The sequence below is a fragment of the Streptomyces swartbergensis genome (assembly GCF_002148965.1).
In the GTDB taxonomy this organism is placed as follows: domain Bacteria; phylum Actinomycetota; class Actinomycetes; order Streptomycetales; family Streptomycetaceae; genus Streptomyces; species Streptomyces swartbergensis.
In genome coordinates this window covers 1-5,377 of sequence record NZ_NGFN01000472.1, presented here as the reverse complement: position 1 = coordinate 5,377, position 5,377 = coordinate 1, and the positions used below count along the sequence as shown (strand labels likewise).

The window sequence follows — 5,377 nt, the reverse complement described above, 5'->3', positions numbered from 1 at the left end:
TCCCCGACGTTCCACAGCTGCACGGCCCGGTCTCCCGTCACCACCGCGAGGGTGCGGCCGTCCGTGGAGAACTCCAGGGAACGTACGCCGCCCTTCGGCAGAAACGGTTCGCCCATCGGCACGGGCCTGCCGGGCTTCCGCACGTCCCACAGCCGGACCCGTCCGTCGAGCGCCGCCGTCGCGAGCACCCGCCCGTCCGGCCGGAACGCGCCCGTCCGGCCGATCATGTCCGCCGTCGGCAGCGACCACAGGCGGACCTTGTTGTCGCCCGTCCCGGTGGCGAGGGTGCGCCCGTCGGGGCTGAAGCCGAGCGCGTACATCTCGCCGCTGCTGCCCGCCAGGGGCCCGCCGACCTGCGACGGGTACGCCGGATCACTGACCTTCCACAGACTCGCCGTGCTGTCCGCGCTGGCGGCGGCGAGCATGTCTCCGTCGGGGCTGAACGCCACGGACCACACCGCACCCGTGTGGCCGGTGAGCGGCGCTCCAATGGGTGCCGGGCGTCGCCGGTCGGCCATGTTCCAGAGCCGGACGGTGTCGTCCGCGCTGCCGCTGGCGAGCGTGTGGCCGTCGGGGCTGAAGGCCACGGAGTGCACCGTGTCGGTGTGGCCGGTCAGCGGCTCCCCGACCGGCTCCGGACGCCGGGGTTCGGTCACGTCCCACAACCTGATGGTGCCGTCGTCACCACCGGCCGCCAGGGTCCGGCCGTCCGGGCTGAACGCCACCGAGCGCACGGCGGCCTTGTGCCCGGTGAGCGGCTTGCCCAGGGCCTCCGGACGCTTCGGGTCGGCCACGTCCCACAGCCGTACGGTGTGATCGTCGCCGACGGAGGCCAGCGTGCGCCCGTCCGGGCTGAAGGCGATCAGGTAGATCGTGCCGTCATGGCCGGTCAGCGGCCGGGCGAACGGCTTCGGGCGGCCGGGGTCCGTGACGTCCCACAGCCGGATCGTGCCGTCGTCGGCGGCGCTGGCCAGGGTGCGGCCGTCCGGGCTGAAGACCGCGCTGCTCACCCAGCTGGTGTGGCCGGTGAGCGCCTTGCCCAGCGGCTTCGGGCGCTTGGGGTCGGCCACGTTCCACAGCCGTACGGTCCGGTCGTAGCTGGCGGTGGCCAGGGTCCGCCCGTCCGGGCTGAACGTCGTGAGGTAGACGGCGCCGGTGTGGCCGGCCAGCGGTGTGGCCAGCGGGGCGTTCACGATGGAGATCAGGCGGCTGTTCGCGCCCTTGTCGTCCGGCCGCAGCCGGTGTGCCACCAGGTCGAGCTGCGCCGACAGCGAAGGGTCCGTGTCCTGGACGCGGTCGGCCTGGGCGAGCACCTGCTGGAACACGGCTTCGTCCCGCTGCTTCCAGGCGACGACGGCCGCTCCGACGGCCAGCACCGCCAGCACGACCAGGGCCGCCACCGCGCTCCGGCTGATCCAGATGATGCGCCTGCGCAGCCGGACCGAGGCGGCCAGGAACTCCACCGCGCTCCGGGTCAGGAACGTGTCCCCGGCGGATCTCGCCCACCCGTGGGCCTGTTCCAGACGGGATCCCCGGTAGAGCAGCGAGGTGTCGCGGCCCGACTCCTCCCAGGCCCGGCCGTCCTCCTCCAGGCGCTGGCGCAGCAGGTTGCCCTGCCGGTCGTCGTCGATCCAGTCGCGCAGCCGCGGCCAGGCGTGCAGCAGCGCCTCGTGGGTGATCTCCACGGTCTCCGCGTCGAGCGTGACCAGCCGGGCGCGGACCAGCGCCTCCAGTGACTCCTCGGTCTTGCCGGGGTCGGTCGACTCGTCCGCCAGCTGGCGCCGGGTGCCCCGCCTGCGCGTGGCCTGGGTGTCCTCGCCCAGCCGCACCAGCCGGAGCAGGAGCAGCCGGGCCGCCGTGCGCGCCGCCGGGTCGAGACCGGACCAGGCCCGCTCGGCGGTCGCCGCGACCGCGCCTTGGATGCCGCCGGCCGCGCGGTACCCGGCGAGCGTCAGCCGGCCCGCCTTCCTGCGCTGCCAGGTGGCGAGCAGGGCGTGCGACAGGAGCGGCAGCACTCCCGCGTCGTGCTCCCCCACAGCCCGAAAGGCGTGAGAGGGACCCCCACCGCGCGGGCCGTCGGCGCTCACCTCCCGGACGATCAGCTCCGCCAGGCCCGGCTCCAGCTCCAGTCCGACGGCCTTGGCCGGACCCGTCACCGCCTCGCGCAGCTCCGCGGTGGTCAGGGGGCCGAGCACCATGTGCCGGTGCTGGAGCGCGTCGGCCAGTTCGGGATACCTGAGGCACCGCTCGTAGAAGTCGGCCCGTATGCCCAGGACCACGACCGCCGGGGCCGGTTCGCCGTCGCCGCCCGGCGAACAGGCGGCGTGCAGGACCTCGACGAAGGCACGCCGCTCCGCCTCGTCGGGGCAGAGGGTGAACGTCTCCTCGAACTGGTCCACGATGACGACCGGCCGCGCACCGGCCGGCGCCTCGCGCCGCGCCCAGGCGGCGACGGCTGCGCGGACGTCAGGGCCCCTCGGGACGCGCGGGTCCACCGTGGCGGGGGCGACGCGGCCCTCCGCGGCGGGTCCGCCGGTCCCGCCCCTGGCAGCCGAGACGACCGGCGCCAGGTCGGGGATGCACCGAGTCAGCTCCGCCAGCGGATCACCACCGGGGACGAGCTGCACGACCTCGGTCGCCCGGCCGCCGTCACCGCTGATGTCGCTGCTGCCGCTGTCGCCACGGTCGCCACGGTCGCCGCCGTCGGGGTCCTCACCCAGCGCGCCGTCCCGCAGCGCGGGTACCAGCCCGGCGTTCAGCAACGAGGACTTCCCCGCCCCCGACGCCCCCACGAGCATGACCAGACCGCCCGTCTCCGCCACGCCCCGGAGCTGGGCGACGAGCGCCTCCGTGCTGCGCTCCCGGCCGAAGAACCACCGGGCGTCCTCCCTCCGGTACGAGGCCAGCCCCCGGTAGGGGCACACCCCGCCGGGCGCGGGCGAGGCCTCGGCGGCAGACCGCTCCTGCTCCGTCGCCGCCGCGCCGCGCTCGCCCACCGGGTCGGCCACCGCGGCTTCCCACAGCCGCTGCCACTGACCGAGGTCGTACAGGCCCGGGGACACCGGCGTGGGCCGCGCGCGCCGCGCCTCGGGGATCAGCACGTGCAGCACCGCCGCGAGGGCGGTGAACTGGGCCGGTACGTTGCGGGCCCGGCGCCAGTCGCTGATGCGCTGTGCGGACACCCGGACGGGACGCCCGCGTTCGTCGACCCGCTGGAGCCGGACGACCGCTTCGGACACACGTTTGAGTGGGGGGTTCCCGGCTTCCTTGTACAGCAGTGCGAGGCGCTCCGCGAAGGCGGTGCGTGCCCCGGAGTCGGAACCCAAGGTCTCCACTCCTTAACTCTCCGTGCCTGGACGTCCGGACCGGAAAACTCACTCTATACGTCTGACCTGCGGTAATACCGTCCGCCCGGAACCGGAGACTCCTCGTCGGCTGCCGAAACTGGCAGGATCCGGACGCAGCAGCGCACTCATCCGGTCAACCTCCAGCGGAGTGAGACGACCGTGACCCCACCGTTCGGTACCGGTCCCCACGAGGGGAGGGACCGGTGCCGGACGACGTGGTGATCCTCCCCAGCGGACGGCGCTCTACGACTCCGGCCGGCCCTGGATAACTGACGATCCGTCAGCTATGGTCTGCCTGCCGTTCGCCTGCCGCTGCCAAGGCCGGCCTGCCGTACCGCTTCCGGAGCGACGTACAGGGGTGAGCACAGTGGAGACACGTCCCGAGAGCCCACGACCGCAGGGCGCCCCGCGCTGGGTGGCGATGTACTACCGGCCGGCCGCGCAGACCTGGCGGACGGCCGCGGAGTCGCCCCACCGCCCGCCCGTGCTGCACGCCCTCGGCGAGATGACACAGACCCTGCGGGCGCGGGGGGACGAGGTGACCTTCGCCCTGTGGGGTCCGAAGGACGGCGAGTGGCACCGCTTCGACACGCCCCTGAAGCCGGGCCCGGCAGCCCCCCGGCCGGCCCCGGAAACCTCCGCCTCCGAACCGGCCCCGCTCGCGGAACGCATGACCGGCCGCCGCCACCAGGTCCTCATGTCCGGCCTGAGCAAGGCGGGCCTCTACGACCTCTCCCCCGAGGACGACGCGACCGTCCAGGCGCTCGTCGAACGGCTCGACGAGGCCGCCGTACGCCGGGTCGCCCACTGGCTCGCGACGGCCGGAGCGCGCTAGACAGGGCCTGGCCGACCGGTTCATCCGGTCTCGCGCTGGGCAGTCAACACCCCAGAACCCACCGGCTTCCGGCATCGGCCAGGGGGGACAAGGGGGATGAAGGGGATGAAGCGGCAGAAAGTCTCTGTCGACCGCGAGCTCTGCTACGGCTCCGCCGAGTGCGTCCACAGGGCCCCGGCGGTCTTCGAGTTCGTCGACGGGTTCGGCGTCGTCCGCCCGGGCCACGAACAGAGTGGCGACGCCCCGGAGATCCGGGAGGCGGCGGAGAAGTGCCCCAGCCAGGCCATCAGCATCACGGACGCGGCGGACACGGCGGACACGGCCTCGGCACCGGACCGCCCGTAGCGAGGGCCGGTGCCGGTACCCAGCCTGCTCGCGTTCTTCGCCCACCCCGACGACGAGTCCCTGACGGCGGGCGGCACCCTCGCCCGGCACGCGGCGGCGGGCGCCCGCACGGCGGTCGTCACGGCCACCTGGGCGGCGGACACCGGGCGCGCCGAGGAACTGGCCGAAGCGCTCCACATCCTCGGCGCCGGCAAGCCACGTCTGCTGGGTTACGCCGACTCCCGCGTCCCGCGGTCGGCCCCGGGCAGACCACGCCTGTGCGACGCCCCGCTCGACGAGGCGGTGGGCGCCCTGGTCGCACGGATCCGGGAGTTCCGCCCGGAGATCGTCGTCACCCACGACGCCTACGGCGGCCTGACCGGTCACGAGGACCATGTGCACACCCACCGCGTGACCCTGCTGGCAGTCCACGCCGCCGGCCTCGAACGCCTCTACCCGGACACCGGTGAGCCATGGCAGCCGAGCGCCCTGTACCTGTCGACGCACCCGCACTCCGCCGTCCGGGCGTGGGGCGGCCACCTGGCCCCCACGGGCAGGACGATGCGCACGGTCCCGGACGACCGGGTCACGACGACCGTCGACGTGACCCCCTGGCTGGACCGGAAGATCGCCGCCGTGCTGGCACACCGCACCGAGGTGGAACGGGGAGCCGCCCCGGGCCTGATCGCCGCACTGCCGGGGCCCGAGCGGGAGCGGCTGCTCGGTACCGAGTGGTACATCCGCCACGACCTCGTCACGACGGCGCGGGCAGGGACGGAACTCCTGCCGTAGGCCGGTGACCGGCTCAGGCCGGGACCGGGGGGTTGCCCGCCCAGRCCGRTAACCGGCTCAAGCCAGCAAGCCCGCCCGC

Annotated in this window: 4 protein-coding genes; 3 read left to right on the top strand and 1 reads right to left on the bottom strand. The window is 74.3% G+C overall.

Annotated elements, in window-relative coordinates; genetic code table 11:
• A partial coding sequence (locus tag CA983_RS40200) for a WD40 repeat domain-containing protein (protein ID WP_086605629.1) occupies window positions 1-3,335 on the bottom strand: 3,335 nt, incomplete at its 3' end.
• 379 nt (window positions 3,336-3,714) lie between these two features.
• On the opposite strand from CA983_RS40200, the gene CA983_RS40195 reads away from it, so the two are divergent.
• The 3 genes from CA983_RS40195 (at window position 3,715) to CA983_RS40185 (ending at window position 5,298) form a co-directional block, all read left to right on the top strand.
• Window positions 3,715-4,182 (top strand): hypothetical protein, encoded by a 468-nt coding sequence (locus tag CA983_RS40195; protein ID WP_244207302.1) that lies wholly within the window; start codon window positions 3,715-3,717, stop codon window positions 4,180-4,182.
• Window positions 4,183-4,287: 105 nt separating this feature from the next.
• Window positions 4,288-4,527 carry a ferredoxin gene (locus CA983_RS40190; RefSeq protein ID WP_425276506.1) on the top strand — a complete coding sequence of 80 codons (240 nt, stop codon included), beginning with the start codon at window positions 4,288-4,290 and terminating at the stop codon, window positions 4,525-4,527.
• A gap of 9 nt (window positions 4,528-4,536) precedes the next feature.
• Complete coding sequence (locus CA983_RS40185; protein ID WP_086605626.1) at window positions 4,537-5,298, top strand: PIG-L deacetylase family protein; 762 nt, start codon at window positions 4,537-4,539, stop codon at window positions 5,296-5,298.
• Window positions 5,299-5,377: the final 79 nt, after the last annotated feature.

What these genes read in the sequence shown, in the direction of transcription:
- CA983_RS40190 (WP_425276506.1), top strand. Translation starts at nt 4,288, where the DNA reads ATGAAGCGGCAGAAAGTCTCTGTCGACCGCGAGCTCTGCTACGGCTCC.